Source organism: Halopseudomonas sabulinigri (genome assembly GCF_900105255.1).
GTDB classification, from domain to species: domain Bacteria; phylum Pseudomonadota; class Gammaproteobacteria; order Pseudomonadales; family Pseudomonadaceae; genus Halopseudomonas; species Halopseudomonas sabulinigri.
Genome location: NZ_LT629763.1, coordinates 1,192,641 through 1,211,548 on the forward strand (window position 1 = coordinate 1,192,641; position 18,908 = coordinate 1,211,548).

Here is an 18,908-nt window from a genome sequence, read left to right on the forward strand (position 1 = left end):
AATTGACGACGTACGGTGACTTCACCGTACGTTCGCCCGCTGGCCTATTCCGCGCAGGTGTTCATGACGCTGCAGTTTCGCCCCACCACCCTAGTTGCATTGCTGCTCTGCTGGCTACTCTCGCTGCCCGCCGCGGCCGCTGTTCACACCCAGCACGGCTACGCGCTCTATGGTCTGCCCAAGTACCCTGAGAACTTCAAGCACCTGGATTACGTCAATCCGGACGCGCCCAAGGGCGGCACCCTGCGGGTCATGGGCTCCGGCACCTTCGATACCCTCAACCCCTATACCCTCAAGGGCACCAGCCCGATCAATACCGGCGACTTTGCACAGTTCGGCATCAGCGAGCTGAACGAGCCATTGATGGCCGGCAGCGGCATCTACGACCCCTCAGGAGACGAACCCTACTCGGCCTACGGGCTGATCGCGGAAACCCTGGAGTTCGCCGACAATCGTAGCTGGGTCGTCTTCAATCTGCGCCCGGAGGCGCGTTTCCACGACGGCACCCCGATTACCGCGGAGGACGTCGCCTTCAGCTATCGCCTGCTCAAGGAAAAGGGACACCCCAACTACCGCTCGATGCTGCAAGACATCGAGCGCATCGACATTCTGGGTGAACGCCGCATCCGCTTCATCTTTTCCAGACCCAACAACAGCCTGCTGATTCTGCGATTGGGCGAGATGCCGGTACTGCCGGAGCACTACTGGGCCAACCGCGAATTCACTGAAACCACTTTCCAGCCTGGCCTCAACAGCGGCCCGTATCGCATCACCAAGGTCGATCCCGGACGCAGCCTGGTGTACGAACGGGTGAAGGACTACTGGGGTGCCGACCTGCCGATCAACAAGGGCAAGTACAACCTCGATCGCATGGAGGTTGAGTTCTACCGGGACAACAGCGTCGCCTTTGAAGCCTTCAAGGCTGGCGAATTCGATATCTACATCGACCACAAAGCCAGTAACTGGGCCAATGCCTACGACTTTCCGGCGGTGAACAGCGGCGAGGTGCTCAAGCGCGCGATCTCGCATGAAATCCCCAGCTCTACCCAGGCGTTGTTCTTCAACACCCGCCGCCGCCCGTTCGATAACCTGCAACTGCGCAAGGCGTTGGGCATGCTGTTCGATTTCGAGTGGTCCAACCGAGTGCTCTTTTATGGAGCATACGAGCGTTCTCTGAGCTTCTATCCCAACAGCCCCTTCAGTGCCACTGGCGTGCCCGGTGGCCAGGAATTCCTCTACCTTTCGCCGCACCGCGCGGAGCTACCGCCGGAACTCTTTCTGCAGCCCTTCAGTCTACCTGTCACCGATGGCCGGGGCATTCCGCGTGAAACCCTGCGCGAAGCGGTAGAGCTGTTTGAGCAGGCTGGTTGGCAGCTGCGTGGCGGCCGCCTGGAGAACGCCGACGGCAAGCCGCTGAGCTTTGAAGTATTACTGGTGAACTCCAGCCTGGAACGTATCCTGCAACCCTATCGAGCCAACCTGGCGCGGCTGGGCATCGACATGCAGATTCGCACCGTTGACCGCGCCCAGTACAAGGCGCGACTGGACCAGTTCGACTACGACATGATTCTGGCCACGCTGCCGCAAGGCCTGTCGCCGGGTCTGGAGCAGTTTGGGTATTTCCATTCCAGTCAGCGCAACGTCAAGGGTAGCCGCAACTACGCAGGAATAGACAATCCGGTCGTGGACGACCTGATCAACAAATTGAGCGGCGCGACCAATCGCAGCCAGCAGGTGGCAGCGACGCGCGCCCTGGACAGGGTACTGCTGTGGAATCACTATACAATTCCGAACTGGTATATAAACTACCACCGCATCGCCTACCGCAATTGGCTGCAGACGCCCGATATCCCGCCGTATTCGCTGCTGATCCGCAGCTGGTGGAAGGGACCTGCAACACACTAGAACAACAAGGTCGCTGAATGCATCTCTCGCTGAAATCCGCCTGTCTGGCGCTGCTCACCTGCTACACCGCTGCGGCCATGGCCGACCCGACAGAATCGCACCACGCCCTGACCCTGTACGACGAAGCGCCTAAATACGCAGCCGACTTTCAGCACTTCGACTACGTCAATCCCGATGCCCCCAAGGGCGGCACCCTGCGCCTGGCCGGCTTCGGCGGCTTTGACTCGCTCAACCCCTACATCAGCCGTGGCACCGCGGCAGAAAATCTCGGGCTGATCTACGACACCCTGACCTTTCACGCGCTGGATGAGCCCTTTACCGAATACGGGCTGATCGCGCAAAGCATGCAGAAAGCCGAAGACGGCACCTGGGTACGCTTTCATCTACGCCCGGAAGCGCGCTTCCATGATGGCGAGCAGATCACCGCGGATGACGTGGTGTTCACTTTCAATACTCTGGTCAGCGATGGTGCGCCCTTCTACCGCGCCTATTACGGCGACGTCAAAGAAGTAGTGGCGGAAGATCCGCAGACAGTCATATTTCGCTTTCATCATGGCAACAATCGGGAGTTGCCGCTGGTGCTAGGACAGCTACCGGTACTGCCGCAACACTACTGGGAAGGCCGCGACTTCACCAAGGGCTCACTGGAGATTCCGCTGGGCAGCGGCCCCTACCGGATAGATCAGGTGCGACCCGGCCGCAGCATCACCTTCAAGCGCGACCCCGACTACTGGGCCGCCGATTTGCCGGTACAGCGCGGGTTCAACAATTTCGACCGCGTAGTGACCGATTACTACCGCGACGGCAGCGTCACCCTGGAGGCCTTCAAGGCCGGACAGTTCGATTTCAACCAGGAAATGGCCGCCAAGAATTGGGCCATTGGTTACGAAAGCCCCGCACTGAGCGCCGGCCGAATCATCAAGGAAGAAATCCCCAACAACAACACCCAAGGCATGCAGGGCTTTGTGTTCAACCTGCGCAAGCCCTACTTCGCGGATGAGCGTGTCCGTCAGGCCATCAGCCTGCTGTTCGATTTCGAGTGGGCCAACACCAAGCTGTTTCACAATGCCTACACGCGCACTGCCAGTTACTTTGACAACTCCGAGTTGGCCGCCACCGGCGAGCCCGACGCCGCCGAACTGGAGCTGCTGATCCCGCTACGCGAACAACTGCCCAAAGCCACCTTCGGCCCTGCCTATGTCCCGCCCAAGACAGACGGCAGCGGTAGCGTGCGCGAGCAGATGCGCGAGGCCTACGCTCTGCTGCAGGAAGCCGGCTGGAAGATCGTCGATGACCAGCTGGTCAACGCCGAGGGTGAGGCCCTGACCTTTGAGTTTCTGCTGGTGCAGGCCGAATTTGAACGCGTGCTGCTGCCCTTCAAGCGCAATCTGGCCTCGCTGGGCATCAACATGACCCTGCGTCGGGTGGATGTGTCCCAGTACATCAACCGCCTGCGTTCGCGCGATTTCGACATGATCGTCAGCGGCTTTGGGCAATCCAACTCACCGGGTAACGAGCAACGCGAGTACTGGCACTCCTCCAGCGCCGACAATCCCGGCAGCCGTAACCTGATGGGTCTGAAGGACCCGGCTATCGACACCCTGGTCGAGGGGCTGATCGAAGCCGACACCCGTGACTCGCTGATTACCCACACCCGCGCGCTGGACCGGGCACTGCGCGCCAAACACCTGGTGGTACCCAACTGGTACACCAGCGTCTACCGGGTGGCCTACTGGGACAAGTTTGCCCACCCCGCCGTATCGCCCAAGTACGACATTGGCCTGTTCACCTGGTGGGTCGATCCAGCCAAGGCCAACGACCCGGCACCCAGCGACGCAATTCCGGCTGTTACCACCCCCGTCAGTGAGGACGAATAAGCATGCTGGCCTATATTGTTCGCCGCCTGCTGCTGATCATCCCCACCCTGTTCGGCATCCTGTTGATCAACTTTCTGATCATTCAGGCGGCACCCGGCGGCCCGGTCGAGCAGATGATCGCCAACCTCGAAGGCTTCGAAGGCAGCGCTACCAGCCGTGTTTCCGGCGGCGGTGGCGAGGTAGCGAGCGGCGGCAACTATCGCGGCGCGCAGGGTCTGGACCCAGACATCATCAAGGAAATCGAAAAAATGTACGGCTTTGACAAGCCGGCGCATGAGCGTTTCTGGTTGATGATCAAGGGCTATCTGCAGTTTGACTTCGGCGACAGTTTCTTCCGCGACGCCAAGGTCACCGACCTGATTCTGGAGAAAATGCCGGTTTCTATCTCGCTGGGGTTATGGACAACGCTGATTACCTACCTGATATCCATCCCGCTGGGCATTCGCAAGGCGATCAAACATGGCTCGGCATTCGATATCTGGACCAGCTCGCTGATCATCGTAGGCTACGCGATTCCCGGCTTCCTGCTGGCGATTCTGCTGATTGTGGTGTTTGCCGGCGGCAGCTATCTCGACTGGTTCCCGCTGCGCGGCCTGACCTCCAACAACTTCGATCAGATGAGTACCTGGGAGCAGATCGGCGATTACTTCTGGCATCTTGTACTGCCGATTTTCGCCATGGTAGTGGGCAGTTTCGCCACCCTCACCATGCTGACCAAGAACTGCTTTCTGGATGAAATCGGCAAGCAGTACGTGACCACCGCGCGCGCCAAGGGGCTGTCGGAAAGTCGCGTGCTGTACGGGCACGTCTTTCGCAACGCCATGCTGCTGATCATCGCCGGCTTCCCTTCCGCGCTGATCAGTATCTTCTTCACCGGCTCATTGCTGATCGAGGTGATCTTCTCGCTCGATGGCCTCGGCTTGCTGGGTTTTGAAGCCGCCATCAATCGCGACTATCCAGTGATGTTCGGCACCCTGTTCATCTTTACCCTGCTGGGCCTGGTGGTGAAGCTGATTGGCGACATCACCTACACCTTGGTGGACCCGCGCATCGACTTTGACAGCAGGGAGGGTTGAGTATGAGTCTGATCAATCTTTCCCCGCTCAACCAGCGCCGCTTCGCGCGCTTTCGCGCCAACAAGCGTGGCTGGTGGTCGCTGCACATCTTTATGCTGCTGTTTGTACTCAGCCTGTGCGCTGAGCTGATCGCCAACGACAAACCGCTTGCGGTGGGCTATCAGGGTGAGCTGTTCTTTCCGGTGTTCGAGCGCTACCCGGAGACGGCTTTCGGTGGCGACTTTCCCATCGAGGCAGACTATCGCAGCCCTTACATCCAGCAACTGATCGAAGAGGAAGGCGACGGCTGGATGCTCTGGCCACCCATTCCCTACCACTACGGCACCATCAACTACGATCTGGATGTGCCCGCGCCGGCGCCTCCTTCCGCCGACAACTGGCTGGGCACCGACGATCAGGCACGCGATGTGATGTCACGGGTGATCTATGGCTTCCGTATTTCCGTACTCTTTGCCCTCACGCTGACTATCTTCAGCTCGATTATCGGCGTCATCGCCGGCGCCATTCAGGGCTTTTACGGCGGCCGCATCGACTTGATCGGGCAACGTTTCATCGAGGTCTGGTCCGGCCTGCCGGTACTCTATCTGCTGATCATCCTGGCCAGCTTCGTGCAGCCCAATTTCTGGTGGCTGCTGGGCATCATGCTGCTGTTCTCCTGGATGTCGCTGGTGGATGTGGTGCGCGCCGAGTTCCTGCGTGGCCGCAACCTGGAGTACGTGCGCGCCGCCCGCGCCCTGGGCGCCAGTAACGGCGTGATCATGTTTCGCCACATTCTGCCCAACGCCATGGTGGCCACGCTGACCTTTTTCCCGTTCATTCTGACCGGCGGCGTGATCACCCTGACATCGCTGGATTTTCTCGGCTTTGGTCTGCCACCGGGCTCGCCCTCGCTGGGCGAGCTGATCGCTCAGGGCAAGGCCAACCTGCAGGCCCCTTGGCTGGGGCTCACCGCCTTCGTTGTGCTGTCTCTCATGCTGAGTCTGCTGGTGTTCATCGGCGAGGCCCTGCGTGACGCCTTCGATCCAAGGAAATGAGATGACCGACACCCCATTGATCAGCATCCGCAATCTGAGCGTCGCCTTTAATCAGGGCAGTGAGCAGGTCACCGCCGTACACGACGTCAGCTTCGACATTCGCCCTGGCCAGACCCTGGCGCTAGTCGGTGAAAGCGGCTCGGGCAAATCGGTTACTGCACACTCGATCCTGCGGCTGCTGCCCTACCCTGCAGCCAGCCACCCGAGCGGCGAGATCTATTACGCTGGCGATGATTTGCTGCAAGCCGGTGAAAAGACGCTGCGCAAGGTGCGCGGCAATCGCATTTCGATGATCTTTCAGGAGCCCATGAGCTCACTGAACCCACTGCACAGCGTCGAGCGGCAGATCAACGAAGTGCTGGCCCTGCACAAGGGCCTGAACAAAAAGGACGCCCGCGCCCGCACCCTCGAGCTGCTGACCCTGGTTGGCATACCCGAACCGGAGAAACGCCTCGCCTCCTACCCCCACGAGCTGTCCGGCGGGCAACGCCAGCGCGTAATGATCGCCATGGCGCTGGCCAACGAACCCGAGCTGCTGATTGCCGACGAACCGACCACCGCGCTGGACGTCACCGTACAGCTGAAAATCCTCGACCTGCTCAAGGAGCTGCAGCAAAAGCTGGGTATGGCGTTGCTGCTGATCAGTCACGACCTCAACCTGGTACGCAAAATTGCCCACCGGGTATGTGTCATGTATCAGGGTCGCGTCGTCGAAGAGAATGATTGCGCCACCCTGTTCAACCATCCGCGTCACGAGTACACCCAGCATTTGCTGGCGGCAGACCCCAGCGGCGAGCCGGTTCCGGTTCAGCCGGATGCGAAGGAAATACTCCGCGCCGAGCAGGTGCGAGTCTGGTTCCCAATCAAGAAAGGTGTATTGAAGCGAACTGTCGATCACGTCAAGGCGGTGACCGACATCAGTTTCAGCCTCGCCGAAGGCCAGACCTTGGGCATCGTTGGTGAGAGTGGTTCAGGCAAAACCACGCTGGGCATGGCCCTGCTGCGATTGCTCGATAGCCAGGGCGTGATTGAATGCAATGGCAAACGCTTGGACAATCTCAGTCAGAACGACGTAAGGCCGCTGCGGCGCGAGTTTCAGGTGGTCTTTCAGGACCCCTTTGGCAGCCTCAGCCCGCGTATGTCGATTGGCCAGATCATCAGCGAAGGGCTGGAGATTCACCGCATCGGCACCGCCGCCGAGCGCGAGCAGATGGTGATTCAGGCACTGCAGGAGGTCGGGCTCAACCCCGACACCCGGCACCGTTATCCGCACGAGTTTTCCGGCGGGCAACGCCAGCGGGTCTCGATCGCGCGGGCGTTGGTGTTGAAGCCAAAGTTGATTCTGCTGGATGAGCCAACCTCGGCGCTGGATCGCACCGTGCAGGGCCAGGTGGTGGAGCTGCTACGCGATCTGCAGCAGAAGTACAATTTGAGTTATTTGTTTATCAGCCATGATCTGGCGGTGGTAAAGGTCCTCAGTCACCAACTGATGGTCATTCGCCAGGGGCAGGTAGTCGAACAGGGGCCGGCAGGCGACATTTTTGCTTCACCGCAGCATGACTATACTCGTCAGTTGCTGGATGCGGCTTTTGCCATACCCAACATCCTTAACAAGGCCACGACGGCCCAGTAACGAAACAGGAAAGCACTATGGGATTTCTCAGCGGAAAGCGTGTACTCATCGTTGGCGTTGCCAGCAAACTCTCCATTGCCTCCGGCATCGCCGCCGCCATGCACCGCGAAGGCGCTGAACTGGCCTTCACTTACCAGAACGAAAAGCTCAAGGCGCGGGTCGAGGAATTTGCCGCCGGCTGGGGCTCAGGCCCTGAACTATGCTTCCCCTGTGACGTAGCCGACGACGCCGAGATCGAGCAGGTTTTCGTTGAGTTGGGCAAGAAGTGGGATGGTCTGGACTGCATCGTGCACTCGGTCGGCTTTGCGCCAGGCGACCAGCTCGATGGCAACTTCGCCGAAGTTACCACCCGTGAAGGCTTCCGCATTGCCCACGACATCAGCGCCTACAGTTTTGTCGCCCTGGCCAAGGCTGGTCGCGAGATGATGAAGGGCCGCAACGGCAGCCTGCTGACGCTGTCGTACCTGGGCGCCGAGCGCACCATGCCGAACTACAACGTTATGGGCATGGCCAAGGCCAGCCTGGAAGCCGGTGTTCGCTATCTGGCCACCAGCCTGGGCCCGGAAGGCACCCGCGTCAATGCGATTTCTGCTGGCCCGATTCGCACCCTGGCGGCCTCTGGCATCAAGAGCTTCCGCAAGATGCTGGCCCACAATGCCGCGCAAACGCCGCTGCGCCGCAATGTCACCATTGATGAGGTCGGTAACGTTGGCGCCTTCCTCTGCTCGGATCTGGCGTCCGGCATGTCTGGCGAAATCACCTACGTTGACGGTGGTTTCAACATCACCGCCATGGGTGGGCTGGAAGACTGAGGCTGTCACAGGCGTAAAAAAACCGGGCATCGCCCGGTTTTTTTACGCCTGCATCTCAGTCCTCCGAGATAGCACCGATCTTGTGGATCGACAGGTCAGCGCCCTGAAACTCATCTTCCTCGCTCAGGCGAATGCCCACGCTTGCCTTGATCACGCCATACACCAGCAAGCCGCCCACTAGCGCGACCACAACACCAGCCAAGCTACCTATCAACTGGGAGACAAAACTCACACCGCCCAGCCCACCGAACGCCTGCAGACCAAAAATACCCGCGGCCAGGCCACCCCAAGCGCCGCACAGGCCGTGCAAAGGCCAAACGCCCAGCACGTCGTCAATCTTGAAGCGGTTCTGCGTGAGGATAAAGGTCCAGACAAACAGGCCGCCTGCCACTACCCCGGTGGCCAGCGCGCCCAGCGGATGCATCAGATCAGAGCCGGCGCAGACCGCTACCAGCCCCGCCAGCGGGCCGTTGTGAATAAAGCCAGGGTCTGCCCGACCTACCACCAGCGCCGCCAGCGTGCCGCCGACCATCGCCATCAACGAGTTGACCGCGACCAGGCCGCTGATGCCCTCCAGCGTTTGCGCCGACATCACATTGAAGCCGAACCAGCCAATCGACAGTATCCAAGCGCCCAGCGCCAGAAAGGGAATATTCGATGGCGGCATCGCCACCACGTGACCATCACGATAACGCCCACGGCGGGCGCCGAGCAGCAGGACCGCACCCAGCGCCAGCCAGCCGCCAACTGCGTGAACCACGACAGAGCCGGCAAAATCGTGGAAAGGCGCGCCGAAACTGGCCTCCAGCCAGCCCTGAAAACCGTAATTGCCGTTCCAGACGATTCCTTCAAAGAAGGGATACACCAGACCAACAATCAGGAGCGAGGCACACAACTGAGGCGCGAACTTGGCCCGCTCTGCGATACCACCGGAAATGATCGCCGGAATCGCTGCGGCAAAGGTCATCAGGAAGAAGAACTTGACCAGCGCATAGCCGTTATTTTCCGACAGGGTTGCGGCATCGGTGAAAAAGTTGGCGCCGTAGGCGATCCAGTAACCGACGAAAAAGTACGCCAGGCAAGAAATCGCAAAATCGCTGATGATCTTGGATAGCGCGTTCACCTGATTCTTCTGACGCACAGTACCAACTTCGAGGAAGGCGAAGCCCGCGTGCATAGCCAGCACCATGATGGCGCCCATGAGAATAAACAGGGTATTGGCACCGTGGACAAGCGTCTCCACGGCGCTGCTTAGGTTTTCCATTCAGACAGCCTCGCTAAAAATCACTCAAAAACGCACTGTATTCGTGCATGAATAAATAGCCTGTTCCATGCTGGTGCCATACGAGAGCTGAAATAAAACCGCCTCAACTCGTACACAATCCCGCCAGGCCTTATTTTATTTTTTACTATCAACTACTTATTGCTATAAGTTGGGTGTTGCTTCAGCAAAAAAGCACTTTATTAGGGCGCAAAATTGAAGAAGCATCCCTCAATTAGTGCAAATGACGTACCAAATGCCGCTATTAATGCACCGGTATTGCACTTATGCACCGCGGGTACCTGTGCTGCGCCGCAGGCACCGCTGGCCAAGCGCGCTGCGCAGCCTTGGCTATAATCTTGCATACACCTAGCGGCCCAAATTCGACCCGGAGAATAATGTGTTTAATGGTCAGCCCCTGCCGTATTTCCAACCCCTGATCGATACCGCGACAGGACGTATTGCCGGCTATGAAGCCTTGGCACGCCTGCGCGACGACGATGGCAACGTGACCAGCGCGGGGCCGCTGTTTACCGACCCAGAGGTCGACCCCGCCGATCTGCGCGAGCTGGATCGCTGTATTCGCCGTATGGCGCTGGAGCGGTTCCGCGACACGCCCGACGGCTTCATCAGTCTGAATATCTCGCCGTCCTGGGTCAGCCAGTTGAAGCCCGGAGAACCACTGCCGAGCCTTCAGTTGCTTGAGGAGATCGGCCTGCCTGCCGATCAGGTCGTCTTCGAGATCACCGAGCTGCAGGGCAGCATCGAGCAACTGCGTGATGTCGTGCAGCGTTACCGGCAAGCCGGCATTCGCATCGCCATCGACGACTTTGGTGCCGGCTACTCGATGCTGGACCGCGTGCTCGCACTGGAGCCCGACATTCTCAAGCTGGATATTCAACTGTTCCGCAAGGCTGCCAGCGGCAACGGCAACAGTGGTGACTTTGTCAGGGCACTGGCCCTGATGGCGGAAAAAAGCGGTTGCTGGATCATTGCCGAAGGCGTAGAGACAGAGCAGGAACTGCACTTTGCGCTGGAGTGCGGCGCGCGCTATGTGCAGGGCTACCTGTTTGGCCGGCCAGATGAGAACTTCCTGCCTGCCGAGGCGGTGCAGCAGCAGTTCTCCGAACTGCGCGATCACTACGTCTACGAGAAGCTTGCCGAGCGGGAAAAACTGGCCAACCTGCGCAAATCGCTGGCCGGTCTGTTTGCCGACCTGCGCGTCTGGCTGAGCAAGGGCGCTCAGCCCGCACACCTGCCATCGCCGAAGGATTACCCCTGGTTGCTGCGCTGCTTTCTATGCGACGCACATGGCACGCAGATTTCGCCCAACTACGAGTGGAAGGGGGATACCTGGCAAACCGACCCACGCTACCTGGATCACAACTGGTCGTGGCGCCCCTACTTCTACCAGATTCTGGCCGAGGCCGGCGAAGACAGCCGGGTGATACTGTCCAACCGTTACCGCGACGCCACCACCAATCAGTATTGCCTGACCTCTGGCCTGTTCATTGACGACAGCCGCCACTTGCTGCTGGTCGACATCGATACCTCATTCCTGTGAGGCTAATGCTGCTGCGCGCCGACCTCAAGCCGGGCGCGCAGCGGCAGCCGCACCTCGACCAGCAAACCACCAAGTTCAGCCTCTGACAGCGTCAGCTTGCCGGCATAGGCCTGCACCAGATCCAGTACGATACCCAGCCCCAGACCATGCCCGGGCACTTGCTGGTCAAGCCGCGTGCCACGCTCCAGCACTCCCGCGCGCGCCTCGGGGGCGATCCCCGGCCCATCATCGGCAACCTGCAGCAACAGCCCCTCGGCATCCAGCCTCCAGCGAACCTCCACGCGCGCCTGCGAAAACTTACAGGCATTGTCTAGCAGATTGCCCAACAGCTCCTGCATATCCTCACGGTCATAGGGCCAGCTCGCATCCGGCTGTGGCCGCAGCTGAATGTCGCGCTGCGGATACAGCGACTGCAGCGTTGCGATCAACGGCGGTAAGTCGGTACCTGAGTGAAAGCGCTCAACGCGCTGTTGCTCCGGGGCCAGACGCGCTCTTTGCAGGGTTCGCTCCAGTTGCTGATGCATGAGATCGAGCTGTTCTTGGAGCGCCAGCAGTTGCGCCGGCGGTAGCTCTGAACTGAGGTTGTCCAGACGGCTTTCCAGTACCGCGAGCGGGGTTTTCAGTGCATGGCCAAGGTCGCCGGCACTGCTGCGACTGCGCTCCAGCACGCGTTCTATCTGACGCCCCAGGTGATTTATTTCGGTCACCAGGGGCTGCAATTCCAGCGGCACCGATTCGCTCAATTGCAGACGCTCACCGCTACGCCACTCGGCCAGCTCCCTGCGCGTGCGCCGCAGCGGTCGCAGCGCGTGGAGCAACACCCCTTGCTGCAGCATCAACGCAATACCAATGACCGCCCCACCGAGGCCCCATAACCACCAACGGGCTTGCTTGAACGCCAACAGCAGCGGCTGATAATCCAGCGCCACCGTAATGATCAACTGCTCGCCATGGCTGCGGTACTGCTGCGACCAGACCAGCAATTGCTGGCCCTTGGGGCCCGGTACCAGTTCGGTCGTGGGCTTGTCGGTGATGGCGGTGGCACTGAGACGCGTGTCCCACAGCGACCGAGAACGCCAGCGCTCGCGCCCCTCAACAATGAAATAGCGCCCAGAGTAAGGCCGGCGGTAGTCAGGATTGACCTTGCCGAGATCTAGGTAGAGCCCGTTGCTGCCGGGGGTCATGGCGGCCAGCAGGCTGTCGGTCTCGCCTTGCAGCAGGGTCATCAGATAACTGCGCTGGGCACGATCGTAGAGCCACACACTGCCTTGCCCGATCAGCAGCACGCTGCACAGCATGATCAGTAGCAGGCTCACGCCCAAGCGGCGGCCGATCGAAATCAACTCTCGTGACCTACCAGAATATAACCCTGGCCGCGCCGCGTGGTGATCGCACTGCGCCCCAGCTTGCTGCGCAAATGGTTGATCTGCACCTCGATCACATTGGAGTCACGCTCATCTTCGTAATCATAAAGGTGTTCAGCCAGGCGCGTCTTCGACAGCACCTGACCCTGGTTGAGCATCATGTAGCGCAGCAACTTGAACTCGGTCGCCGATAGTGCCGTCGACGCCAGAGCACTGCCGCTGACATGCTGGGTGCTTTCATCCAGCATCAGCCCACAGGCCTTCAGCACGGCACTAGGTTCGCGGCCATGGGCGCGGCGCAGCAGCGCCTGAATACGCAACAGCAACTCTTCGTTATGAAAGGGTTTGGTCAGATAGTCATCGGCACCAGCCTGCAAGCCGGCCACGCGCTCGGTCCAGCGGCTACGCGCGGTCAGCATCAGTACCGGCATGTGCAAACCACCCTCGCGCCAATGCTGTACTACCTGCAAGCCGTCCATGCCGGGCAAACCAAGATCGACAATGGCCAGATCATAGGGCTCCTGCTCACCCAGAATCAGCGCATCCCGGCCATCGGTGCGCCAGTCCACCGCATAGCCGGCGCGTTTGAGCAGCGTGCTGAGCGAATCGGCCAGCGCAACGTTATCCTCGACCAGCAGTATCCGCATCAATCATCCTCTTCTACTTCCAGCAGCTCACCGGTGAGCGCATCATATTCCAGTTCCATGACCCTGCGTTGGCGGGTTATCACCTCGATTTCATAGATATAGAGCCCGTCGTCGAACTCCAGTTCAGCTTCCAGAAAGCGGCCGGGGTAACGCGCCAAGGCGTCATCAATAAATTGCTGCAGGGGCGCGATACGGCCCTGCTCCACCAGTTCGAGCACCTGATCCTGGCTGATATCGTCAGCCCGCACCCCGGCAACGCACGCAAAAAGGCCCAGCATCAAGATGCCGGGCCGCAGCAGAGGAGGATGATCAGTCATCCTGCTTGTGTTCAAGTACTTCGCCATTGCTGGCATCCAGATCAACATCCCACTCCTGACCCTGAGCGTCCTTGATCTCGACCTGATAGACATATCGGCCGTAGTGTTTGTCCAGGTCGGTATCGGTGATGGTGCCGGGCTGCACGCTCAACGCTTTCTGGTTAAGTTCTTCAAACTGCTTGATGGTACCCTGCTCGATCAGGCTGTTGGCCTCGTCCAGGCGCACATCGTCGTCCGCCATTACCGCAGCGCTGCTCAAGCCAAAAAACAGTGCACTGGTCAGTAGAATTGCGTTTTTCATGGTGATTACCTCTGTCGTTTTAGGGTGTGAATGCAGAGTATAGTGATTAGCTGAAGCCAAACTTAAAACGACCCACTTACCTTACTTGCTGTCGAAAGGAACCGCCGATACATGACTGCAATCCACGTTGCCGCCCCAGCATTGACGCTACGTGCAGGCCACAGGGCCATCGAACATATTCGCCAGAACGGGCTGCAACCGGCGGATGTACACATGATTCCCGGCGCCGCTGGCGGCCCCAAGGCACTAGGTATTCAAGGGCTGGATCTGGCGCTGTTTGGCGAGTGGCTGCCACGGGCGCCACAGATGCGCAGCCTGATTGGCGCGTCCATCGGTAGTTGGCGCTTTGCCAGTGCCTGCATGCCAGACCCGGTGCACACACTGCAGCAGCTTGGCGAACTCTACACCAGCATGCGCTTTCCCAAGGGCGTGAGCATCCAACGCATCAGCGCGGCCTGTGGCGACATGCTCGACGAACTACTTGGTGGCCAGTTTGAAAGCATTCTCAGCAATCCGCATTACCACCTGAACATTGTAGTGGTTAAGAGCCTTGGGCTATTACAGCATGATTCGCGCACTCGCCTGGGGCTCGGGTTGAGCGGCGTGATTGGCGCCAACTTGCTGGGCCGACGCCACCTCGGGCGGTTTTTCGAGCGGGTCATCCTGCATGACCCGCGTCAGCGCCCGGCACTGGACGATCTGCAGGACTTCAAGAGCAGCCACGTCGACCTGACTCCTGGCAACCTGCGCGCAGCGCTACTGGCATCCGGCTCGATTCCCATGGTGATGGAAGCCGTACGCGAAATTCCCGGTACCAGCGCCGGTGTGTACCGCGACGGCGGCCTGCTTGATTACCACCTCGACCTGCCGTACCAGGCTCCCGGCGTGGTGCTCTACCCCCACTTTCTGGATCGCGTAGTGCCAGGTTGGTTCGACAAGACCCTGCCCTGGCGCAAAGCCAATCCACAGCAGCTGCGCGACGTGTTGCTGGTAGCCCCCTCGCGCGAGTACCTCGACACCCTGCCCTACCGCAAACTACCCGACCGCAAGGACTTCAACCGCTTCGTTTACGATAACGACGGTCGTGAAAAGTACTGGCGCAAGGCAATGAGCGAAAGCCAGCGACTGGGGGACGCGTTCTTGCGCTTGGTCGACTCCGACGATCTGATTCGCCACGTGCAGCCGCTATGATTGAGCCACCGGCCTACTCGCGCTGTCCGCTGTGCCAGGCCACTGCCCCCTGGTTCTACAGCGATGAGAAGCGCCCCTACTATGAGTGCTGCGAATGCCAGATGGTGCATGTACCCACCACCTGGCACCTCAGTGCGGCGCAAGAGCGAGCCGAGTATGACCGGCATGAGAACGACCCGCAGGATGAGGGCTACCGCCGCTTCCTGTCGCGCCTGGCAACGCCCTTGCTGCAACAGTTGCCGGTCGCCAGCCGTGGCCTCGACTTTGGCTGCGGCCCCGGCCCGGCGCTGGCCGCCATGTTGCGCGAGGCAGGCCACGAGGTGGAATTGCACGACATCTACTACCATCCCAACCCGGCGGCGTTGAATCAGCGGTGGGATTTCATCACCGCCACCGAAGTAGTCGAGCATCTTGCGCAACCCCTGTTGGTGCTGGACCAGCTGTGGGCGTGCCTGCAGCCCGACGGCTGGCTGGGGCTGATGACCAAGCGCGTGCGCGGCCAGGATGCCTTCAAGAGTTGGCATTACAAAAGTGACCCAACGCATATCTGTTACTTCAGTGAGCGCAGTTTTGCCTGGCTGGCGACGCGCTGGAATGCCGAGCTGCAGCTGATTGGCGCGGACGTAGTGCTGCTGCGCAAGGCGCAGAAATAGCGGTGATCACACTGGGCGCTGTCTTGGCGCCCAGCGTTTACAGTACCGGCCTAGCCCTTGGCGCTGCGCAGCTGATCCACACTCCAGGCGCCGCCGCCAGCGAAGAACAAATACAGGAATACGAAGGAAAACAGCGCCGCCAACTCGCCGCCATTGGCCAGCGGCCATAGCGCCTGCGGTGCGTGAGCGATGAAATAGGCAAAGGCCATCAAACCCGACAGCAGAAAGGCCACAGGCCGGGTGAACAGGCCGATCAGGACCAGAAAGCCGCCAACCAGTTCCAGCGAGCCGGCGACGCCAGACATCGAAAACAAGTCAAACTCGCCGCGTGCGGCAACCGGAAATCCAAAGATTTTCTGCATGCCATGCTGCATAAACAAAAAAGCCGTCACGATGCGCAGCACGCTGAGCACCCGCGGCTGCCAGGCAGCCAAAATTGCATTTATATCCATCCCCTTCCTCCTTTGGCATAACGCCACTCCGGTAACCGGAGAAGCAATCCTGCGGTTGCCACATAGGCCGTGTTTCCAGCACGCTCAGCCTCAGCGTAATGAGTTTACCCCCACGCGTCACTCGACTTTACTGCAGACCTCTGCATCGCGCACGCAACGCGCATCACCACTTCGGGTTCAATCACGCGCCGTAACTCTACCGATGACACCCAAGCGCTTGATCTGTTGATTGGAGGGCCGCCGCAGGTCACGGTAACTGGCTGGCAGACAGGCCGCGCACAGTTCCCATTGCGTCTCGATCGCCTTGATTACCTGGTTTACCGTTACCAGTGCAAAGGGGGCATAGGCATTGACTTCGCCTGCCGCAATGCTGGCAACCCGTTCACTCAGCCATTCATCGTTGAATCCGGCCCACTCTCCGGCCACAACGCGCAGGTTGTCACACAGGGCCGGGAATACCTCAAGCCAAAGCACCTGCAGCACTGTTTCGGGCGGCAAGCCGGACTCAATGATTCGGCGCGCGACAAAGCGATGCGTATCCGCGCTGATGTCGGTATCAAGAAAGAGTTCAGAGAAGGCAGCCCAGAGCGCCACGCGAGCGGCGTCGGGCGGGGGCAAAGCCTGTTTGCCGGGCAAGGGGAGTAAACGGATTAATTACTGCTAAGCACGCGCCGCGCGCCCTTGTAGGTGCGCTGCCAGTAGCTGGCACCCAGCTCATCCACGCGCACGGCGCCACCGGTACTGGGCGCGTGCAGAAAACGCCCTTCGCCGATGTAAATGCCTGCGTGATTGACCCGCCCGCCATTCATGGCGAACAGCAATAGATCGCCTGGTACCAGGGCGCTCTCGCTGGGTTTTGCCGTACGCATGGAAGTCAAACCGGCGGTAGTGCGCGGCAGGCTGACGCCGGCGGCCTCACGGTAAACGTACTGAATCAGCCCGCTGCAATCGAAGCCGGTATCGGGCGAGGTGCCGCCATAGCGGTAGGGAGTGCCGATCAGACTGAAGGCCTGAAAAACAATGTCGTTACCCAGAATGTCGGCCGAGTTGGACTGCGTGATATGCGGTAACGGGGTGCGCACATTCGGCGTAGTCGCGGATACCGGCGCTTTGGGCGCGCTGCTGCAACCTGTCAGCAAAGCCACAAAGAGAAATATCAGTAGAACGCCTGACCGCATCCGCTTACCTATGCAACAGTGAATTTGATTAAAAAATGTACGACATACCGCGTTGTGTCAAGATTTTACTTTAACTAAGTGCGCCAAGTCTCAGTGATTGACCGTAAAAGCCAACATGGCAGATAACTGGCAAAGTGGCCTGCCGCTTTCTTCCAGCCACTGATTGAAGGCTGCCTGCGCCGCGTTCTGGTCACGCTGACTGGTCGGCGCCTTGTCGATAATGCCCTGCGCCTTCAACGCGGCAACCACATCCTCAGTGGCGACCCAAGTGTCCTTGCCGACCATGCGTAAAAAACGCGGCACTGATTGCCCGCCCAATTGGCTACCCCGCTTCGCCAGCATCCGCCAGAGGCCGACAATGTCATCCGCCGGCCAGTCTGCGATAAGTTGGCCCATGCTGCCGTACTCGGCGCGCACATCCAGTACCAACTGCGCGTTGCGCGGTACGCTGCGTAGCTTGCCCAGATGCCGAACGATGCGTTTGTCGCCCATCAGCCGCTCAAGGTGCTCGGCGCTCATCAGCACCACTTTTTCCGGATCGAAGCCGAAGAAAACCTCCTCAAAAGCGGGCCACTTGGCGTCCACCAGGCTGTGCTTCAAACCAGCGCGAAACACCCGCAAGGCCAGGGTCGAGAGATAGCGATCATCGCTGATCTGGCGCAGCGCTGCAGGCGACCTGGGTACCGGCAAATGCGCCTCAAGCTCCGCACGCGAGCCAAACCGATTGAGACAGTAGCTTTCCAGCCAGCGGTAATCCTGCACAGTCAATGCGCTCCGCCCCAAGGGCTCATCACAGGTTCATCACGTTGAGATAACGAGGCGCGACCGACTCGTCGATGCTCAGGCTGGCAAAGTCGAACAGCTTGGTATCCGCCAGTTGCGAAGGCTGTACATGCTGCAGCGAGCGGAATACGTTGTCGAGGCGACCCGGTGTCGCACGCTCCCAACCCTGCAGCATCTCCTTGACCACCTTGCGTTGCAGGTTCTCCTGCGAGCCGCAGAGGTTGCACGGGATAATCGGGAAGCCCTGTAGCTCGGCGTAGGCCGCAATGTCGCTCTCGTTGCAGTAGGCCAACGGGCGAATCACCACGTTGCGGCCGTCATCGGAACGCAGCTTCGGCGGCATAGCCTTGAGGTTGCCGCCGTAGAACATATTGAGGAAGAAGGTCTCGATGATGTCGTCGCGGTGATGCCCGAGCGCCATCTTGGTCGCACCAATTTCGTCTGCAAAGGTATAGAGATTGCCGCGACGCAGACGTGAACACAGTGAACAGGTGGTTTTACCCTCCGGCACCTTCTCCTTGACGATGGAGTAGGTATCGCGTTCCAGAATGTGGTACGCCACGCCGAGCTTATCAAGATAGGCAGGCAGCACCTCTTCCGGGAACCCCGGTTGCTTCTGATCCATATTCACGGCCACCAACTCAAACTTGATGGGCGCTACTCTCTGCAAGTGCAGCAGGACGTCAAGCAGGGTGTAACTGTCTTTGCCACCGGACAGGCAGACCATCACCTTGTCGCCGTCTTCGATCATGTTGTAGTCGGTCACCGCTTCGGCAGTGAGGCGGCGCAGACGCTTCTGCAGTTTGTTCTGGTTGACGCTGAGATGGCTCATGAAGGGGCACACCGGAAAAGTAAAACGC

General features: G+C 59.7%; 19 protein-coding genes. 9 read left to right on the top strand and 10 right to left on the bottom strand.

Annotated elements, in window-relative coordinates; all coding sequences use genetic code 11:
- Window positions 1–63 precede the first annotated feature (63 nt).
- From BLU26_RS05350 to fabI, 6 genes are read left to right on the top strand one after another with little or no spacing between them, the layout of a single operon-like run.
- Window positions 64–1,905, top strand: coding sequence for an extracellular solute-binding protein (locus BLU26_RS05350; protein WP_092288372.1), 1,842 nt, complete (start codon window positions 64–66; stop codon window positions 1,903–1,905).
- 17 nt (window positions 1,906–1,922) lie between these two features.
- Window positions 1,923–3,782, top strand: coding sequence for an extracellular solute-binding protein (locus BLU26_RS05355; RefSeq protein ID WP_092284559.1), 1,860 nt, complete (start codon window positions 1,923–1,925; stop codon window positions 3,780–3,782).
- Between the two features lie 2 nt (window positions 3,783–3,784).
- On the top strand, window positions 3,785–4,858 hold the full coding sequence (locus tag BLU26_RS05360) for a microcin C ABC transporter permease YejB (protein ID WP_092284561.1): 1,074 nt from the start codon (window positions 3,785–3,787) through the stop codon (window positions 4,856–4,858).
- Window positions 4,859–4,869: 11 nt separating this feature from the next.
- The gene (locus BLU26_RS05365) at window positions 4,870–5,892 is read left to right on the top strand and encodes an ABC transporter permease (RefSeq protein ID WP_092288373.1); all 1,023 of its coding nucleotides are present in this window, start codon (window positions 4,870–4,872) and stop codon (window positions 5,890–5,892) included.
- A gap of 1 nt (window position 5,893) precedes the next feature.
- Window positions 5,894–7,525 carry an ABC transporter ATP-binding protein gene (locus BLU26_RS05370; RefSeq protein WP_092284563.1) on the top strand — a complete coding sequence of 544 codons (1,632 nt, stop codon included), beginning with the start codon at window positions 5,894–5,896 and terminating at the stop codon, window positions 7,523–7,525.
- 17 nt (window positions 7,526–7,542) lie between these two features.
- Entirely contained in the window at window positions 7,543–8,337 is a 795-nt protein-coding gene (fabI, locus tag BLU26_RS05375; RefSeq protein ID WP_092284565.1) for an enoyl-ACP reductase FabI, read from the top strand.
- Window positions 8,338–8,392: 55 nt separating this feature from the next.
- On the opposite strand, the gene BLU26_RS05380 is transcribed toward fabI, so the two are convergent.
- Window positions 8,393–9,601, bottom strand: coding sequence for an ammonium transporter (locus tag BLU26_RS05380; protein WP_092284567.1), 1,209 nt, complete (start codon window positions 9,599–9,601; stop codon window positions 8,393–8,395).
- Between the two features lie 397 nt (window positions 9,602–9,998).
- Between BLU26_RS05380 and BLU26_RS05385 the strand changes: the two genes are divergently transcribed.
- Window positions 9,999–11,162, top strand: coding sequence for an EAL domain-containing protein (locus BLU26_RS05385; RefSeq protein ID WP_092284569.1), 1,164 nt, complete (start codon window positions 9,999–10,001; stop codon window positions 11,160–11,162).
- Window positions 11,163–11,164: 2 nt separating this feature from the next.
- On the opposite strand, the gene BLU26_RS05390 is transcribed toward BLU26_RS05385, so the two are convergent.
- Genes BLU26_RS05390 through BLU26_RS05405 form a run of 4 tightly spaced genes read right to left on the bottom strand, consistent with a single transcriptional unit; the run spans window position 11,165 to window position 13,791 of the window.
- On the bottom strand, window positions 11,165–12,505 hold the full coding sequence (locus tag BLU26_RS05390; protein ID WP_092284571.1) for a sensor histidine kinase: 1,341 nt from the start codon (window positions 12,503–12,505) through the stop codon (window positions 11,165–11,167).
- Window positions 12,502–13,173 carry a response regulator transcription factor gene (locus BLU26_RS05395; protein ID WP_092284573.1) on the bottom strand — a complete coding sequence of 224 codons (672 nt, stop codon included), beginning with the start codon at window positions 13,171–13,173 and terminating at the stop codon, window positions 12,502–12,504. The genes BLU26_RS05390 and BLU26_RS05395 overlap by 4 nt, the downstream gene beginning before the upstream one ends.
- The gene (locus tag BLU26_RS05400; RefSeq protein WP_092288374.1) at window positions 13,173–13,451 is read right to left on the bottom strand and encodes a PepSY domain-containing protein; all 279 of its coding nucleotides are present in this window, start codon (window positions 13,449–13,451) and stop codon (window positions 13,173–13,175) included. Before BLU26_RS05400 ends, BLU26_RS05395 begins: the two co-directional genes overlap by 1 nt.
- Before the next feature lie 31 nt (window positions 13,452–13,482).
- Window positions 13,483–13,791, bottom strand: coding sequence for a PepSY domain-containing protein (locus BLU26_RS05405; protein WP_092284575.1), 309 nt, complete (start codon window positions 13,789–13,791; stop codon window positions 13,483–13,485).
- A gap of 111 nt (window positions 13,792–13,902) precedes the next feature.
- Here BLU26_RS05405 and BLU26_RS05410 point away from each other — a divergent pair, with 111 nt between their 5' ends.
- Both BLU26_RS05410 and BLU26_RS05415 read left to right on the top strand, forming a co-directional pair.
- Window positions 13,903–14,982: a hypothetical protein gene (locus tag BLU26_RS05410; protein ID WP_092284577.1), complete on the top strand. Its 1,080-nt coding sequence runs from the start codon at window positions 13,903–13,905 to the stop codon at window positions 14,980–14,982.
- Complete coding sequence (locus tag BLU26_RS05415; protein WP_092284579.1) at window positions 14,979–15,635, top strand: class I SAM-dependent methyltransferase; 657 nt, start codon at window positions 14,979–14,981, stop codon at window positions 15,633–15,635. The genes BLU26_RS05410 and BLU26_RS05415 overlap by 4 nt, the downstream gene beginning before the upstream one ends.
- 50 nt (window positions 15,636–15,685) lie before the next feature.
- On the opposite strand, the gene BLU26_RS05420 is transcribed toward BLU26_RS05415, so the two are convergent.
- The 5 genes from BLU26_RS05420 to ttcA all read right to left on the bottom strand — a co-directional run bounded on the left by BLU26_RS05420 (window position 15,686) and on the right by ttcA (window position 18,880).
- Window positions 15,686–16,087: a DoxX family protein gene (locus BLU26_RS05420; protein WP_092284581.1), complete on the bottom strand. Its 402-nt coding sequence runs from the start codon at window positions 16,085–16,087 to the stop codon at window positions 15,686–15,688.
- Window positions 16,088–16,264: 177 nt separating this feature from the next.
- A complete protein-coding gene (locus BLU26_RS05425; RefSeq protein WP_157719306.1) occupies window positions 16,265–16,705 on the bottom strand; it encodes a DUF7079 family protein in 441 nt (146 codons plus the stop codon).
- Between the two features lie 32 nt (window positions 16,706–16,737).
- Window positions 16,738–17,265: a C40 family peptidase gene (locus BLU26_RS05430; protein WP_092284585.1), complete on the bottom strand. Its 528-nt coding sequence runs from the start codon at window positions 17,263–17,265 to the stop codon at window positions 16,738–16,740.
- A 90-nt stretch (window positions 17,266–17,355) separates the two neighbouring features.
- Window positions 17,356–18,027, bottom strand: a complete 672-nt coding sequence (locus BLU26_RS05435; protein WP_092284587.1) for a DNA-3-methyladenine glycosylase I — start codon at window positions 18,025–18,027, stop codon at window positions 17,356–17,358.
- Window positions 18,028–18,055: 28 nt separating this feature from the next.
- Window positions 18,056–18,880, bottom strand: coding sequence for a tRNA 2-thiocytidine(32) synthetase TtcA (gene ttcA, locus BLU26_RS05440; RefSeq protein WP_092284589.1), 825 nt, complete (start codon window positions 18,878–18,880; stop codon window positions 18,056–18,058).
- Window positions 18,881–18,908 lie beyond the last annotated feature (28 nt).

Coding starts and splice junctions, on each gene's coding strand:
- BLU26_RS05350 (WP_092288372.1), top strand. CDS start 64: ATGACGCTGCAGTTTCGCCCCACCACCCTAGTTGCATTGCTGCTCTGC.
- BLU26_RS05355 (WP_092284559.1), top strand. CDS start 1,923: ATGCATCTCTCGCTGAAATCCGCCTGTCTGGCGCTGCTCACCTGCTAC.
- BLU26_RS05360 (WP_092284561.1), top strand. CDS start 3,785: ATGCTGGCCTATATTGTTCGCCGCCTGCTGCTGATCATCCCCACCCTG.
- BLU26_RS05370 (WP_092284563.1), top strand. CDS start 5,894: ATGACCGACACCCCATTGATCAGCATCCGCAATCTGAGCGTCGCCTTT.
- fabI (WP_092284565.1), top strand. CDS start 7,543: ATGGGATTTCTCAGCGGAAAGCGTGTACTCATCGTTGGCGTTGCCAGC.
- BLU26_RS05380 (WP_092284567.1), bottom strand. CDS start 9,601: ATGGAAAACCTAAGCAGCGCCGTGGAGACGCTTGTCCACGGTGCCAAT.
- BLU26_RS05395 (WP_092284573.1), bottom strand. CDS start 13,173: ATGCGGATACTGCTGGTCGAGGATAACGTTGCGCTGGCCGATTCGCTC.
- BLU26_RS05400 (WP_092288374.1), bottom strand. CDS start 13,451: ATGCTGGGCCTTTTTGCGTGCGTTGCCGGGGTGCGGGCTGACGATATC.
- BLU26_RS05405 (WP_092284575.1), bottom strand. CDS start 13,791: ATGAAAAACGCAATTCTACTGACCAGTGCACTGTTTTTTGGCTTGAGC.
- BLU26_RS05410 (WP_092284577.1), top strand. CDS start 13,903: ATGACTGCAATCCACGTTGCCGCCCCAGCATTGACGCTACGTGCAGGC.
- BLU26_RS05415 (WP_092284579.1), top strand. CDS start 14,979: ATGATTGAGCCACCGGCCTACTCGCGCTGTCCGCTGTGCCAGGCCACT.
- BLU26_RS05420 (WP_092284581.1), bottom strand. CDS start 16,087: ATGGATATAAATGCAATTTTGGCTGCCTGGCAGCCGCGGGTGCTCAGC.
- BLU26_RS05430 (WP_092284585.1), bottom strand. CDS start 17,265: ATGCGGTCAGGCGTTCTACTGATATTTCTCTTTGTGGCTTTGCTGACA.
- ttcA (WP_092284589.1), bottom strand. CDS start 18,880: ATGAGCCATCTCAGCGTCAACCAGAACAAACTGCAGAAGCGTCTGCGC.